Source organism: Pseudomonas sp. P5_B2 (assembly GCF_056400445.1).
Window position 1 is genome coordinate 1 of sequence record NZ_JBFULH010000548.1, and the last position, 2,733, is coordinate 2,733.

The following is a 2,733-nucleotide window of genomic DNA, read 5'->3' on the forward strand; positions in this document are numbered from 1 at the left end:
GAAGAGGGGGGCCGCTTCGCAGCCCAACGGAGGCAAGCCCCCWCGCCACAAAAGCCCCCTCGCCACAGCAACTCCCTCACCACAACAGTTCTTCTTGCTTCATGGGAGTGGTCGCTCTGAAATGGTCGATTTAGACGCGTCGCCGGGTAAAATCGGCAAAATTCCGGGCATGACGATGCACCAATGCTGTGCAATACTCGGCGCCGTTTTCAATAGCGAGTGAAATCACCTTTAGCCAGTTAAAGCCTCTCCACAAACCGGGCTTTTACCGAGAGTTGTGGCTGTATTTTCCTGTTTATAGAGTGAAAACACCTGCGCAAAGCTTTTTATACTGCGCGTCCCACTGATCCTGGAGGTTTTGTCCTACAGGACGGTTCTGCCCACGATGCAGGCCGGTTTCAGGCAAGCAATGGCTTATCGGTCAGCGCTTCGACACTCGGTGGGTATATCCAATAACAAGATGAGGATGTCCCCTATGCCAGTCGGCAATCACCTGCCCCACGGCGAGACCGCTCAAGGCGGCCCGCTTAAACGCGAACTCGGCGAACGGCATATTCGCTTGATGGCGCTCGGTGCCTGTATCGGCGTCGGTTTGTTTCTCGGATCGGCCAAGGCCATCGAAATGGCTGGCCCGGCCATCATGCTGTCGTACATCATCGGCGGCCTGGCGATCCTGGTGATCATGCGCGCCCTAGGCGAAATGGCCGTACACAACCCCGTCGCTGGCTCGTTCAGCCGTTACGCCCAAGACTACCTCGGCCCCTTGGCGGGCTTCCTGACTGGCTGGAACTATTGGTTCCTGTGGCTGGTGACTTGCGTCGCGGAAATCACGGCGGTGGCGGTGTACATGGGCGTCTGGTTCCCCGATGTGCCGCGCTGGATCTGGGCCCTGTCGGCGTTGATCAGCATGGGCACCATCAACCTGATCAACGTGAAAGCCTTCGGTGAATTCGAATTCTGGTTCGCCCTGATCAAGATTGTCACCATCGTGGCGATGGTCATCGGTGGCATCGGCGTGATCGCGTTCGGCTTCGGTAACGACGGTGTGGCGCTGGGGATTTCCAATCTGTGGACCCACGGCGGCTTCATGCCCAACGGCGTGCAAGGCGTGTTGATGTCCCTGCAAATGGTCATGTTCGCCTACCTCGGTGTCGAGATGATCGGCCTGACCGCCGGCGAAGCCAAGAACCCGCAGAAGACCATCCCGGATGCCATCGGCTCGGTGTTCTGGCGGATTCTGCTGTTCTACGTCGGCGCGCTGTTCGTGATCCTGTCGATCTACCCGTGGAATGAGATCGGCACCCAAGGCAGTCCGTTTGTGATGACTTTTGAGCGTCTGGGCATCAAGACTGCTGCCGGTATCATCAACTTCGTGGTGATCACAGCCGCGCTGTCGTCCTGCAATGGCGGCATCTTCAGCACCGGGCGCATGCTTTACAGCCTGGCGCAGAATGGTCAAGCCCCGGCCGGTTTCGCCAAAACGTCGAAAAATGGCGTACCGCGTCGCGCTTTGCTGCTGTCGATGGGGGCATTACTGCTGGGGGTGTTGCTCAACTACCTGGTGCCGGAAAAAGTCTTCATCTGGGTCACCGCAATCGCCACCTTCGGCGCGATCTGGACCTGGGTGATGATCCTGCTGGCCCAGCTCAAATTCCGCCAAGGACTGAGCGCCAGCGAGCGTGCCGGCTTGAAATACAAGATGTGGCTGTACCCGGTCAGTTCGTACCTGGCGCTGGCGTTCCTGGTGTTGGTGGTCGGCCTGATGGCGTACTTCCCGGACACTCGCGTGGCGTTGTACGTGGGACCGGCGTTCCTGGTGCTGCTGACGGTGTTGTTCTACGTGTTCAAGCTGCAACCGACCCCTGTGTCGCAAGGTGCGATGCGTTCGGCTTCGTAAGATGTAAGGCTTGAGATGCAAAAAAAGCCCCGGTCGAGATGACCGGGGCTTTTTCGTTTCAGGCAACAGCGATCTGCGGTGAGCGATTCAGGCGTTTATTGAACTCCAGCCAGACCGCCAATAGCCCCATCAACCCGGCCCCCACCAGCGCGGTGAAGATTTGCATGGCAATCGCATCGTCGGTCAGGGCGTTGATCATATCCGCCAACGGCGCCAGCAAAACCCCGAGGCAGAACACTTCCAGCGAAAAACGCCCCATGCGCGAGCATTGCCGGGCCAGCCAATTCTGCGTCCAGCCGGTGTCCGGCAACAGTTTCGCCGTGACGTACGCCAGCGCCAGAAAGTGCAATAGGCGCACCGGCGACAGGTCGGTCTTGCTGATCGGGTAGAGCAGGTTGTTCAGCAGGGTGGGCATCAGCGCGTCATGAATATCCGGCCAGCGCCAGGAGAGGGTAGTCACCCCAGCCGCCATTACGTAAACCGCCGCACAGACAAACAACGGCTGGCGCAGCAGCGGACGAGCCACTGTCCGCCGTGGCCTTTGCCCGTGAATCGCAGCGGCACCACCGAGCACAAACAGCAGTTGCCAGGTGACAGGATTGAAATACCATACGCCGTCCTTGATCGCGGCCAGGTTCCAGCCCAATGCCGGCGCCAGCAGGTAGACAGTCAACGACACCGCCACCACCGCCCAGGCCTTGCGCACCAGCATTGGCAGCACCAGCGGCAAGCCGGCCAGCAGCACGATGTACAGCGGCAACGGATCCATCAGGTTCGGTTTGAAGCGTAACAATAATTCATCCGTCAACGCTTGCTGCGGGTTAGTGATGAAGTGG

At 59.1% G+C, this 2,733-nt stretch carries 2 protein-coding genes; one reads left to right on the forward strand and one right to left on the reverse strand.

All coding sequences use genetic code 11. The annotated features are described in order from the left end of the window. Nucleotides 1–475: 475 nt before the first annotated feature. A complete protein-coding gene (locus AC1DRJ_RS23730) occupies nucleotides 476–1,897 on the forward strand; it encodes an amino acid permease (RefSeq protein ID WP_477804297.1) in 1,422 nt (473 codons plus the stop codon). Between the two features lie 58 nt (nucleotides 1,898–1,955). Here the strand turns inward: AC1DRJ_RS23730 and opgC are convergent. After that, a partial coding sequence (opgC, locus tag AC1DRJ_RS23735) for an OpgC domain-containing protein (protein ID WP_477804298.1) occupies nucleotides 1,956–2,733 on the reverse strand: 778 nt, incomplete at its 5' end.

Bases quoted from the DNA above. Each gene is read 5' to 3' on its own strand.
- AC1DRJ_RS23730 (WP_477804297.1), top strand. From the start codon at position 476: ATGCCAGTCGGCAATCACCTGCCCCACGGCGAGACCGCTCAAGGCGGC.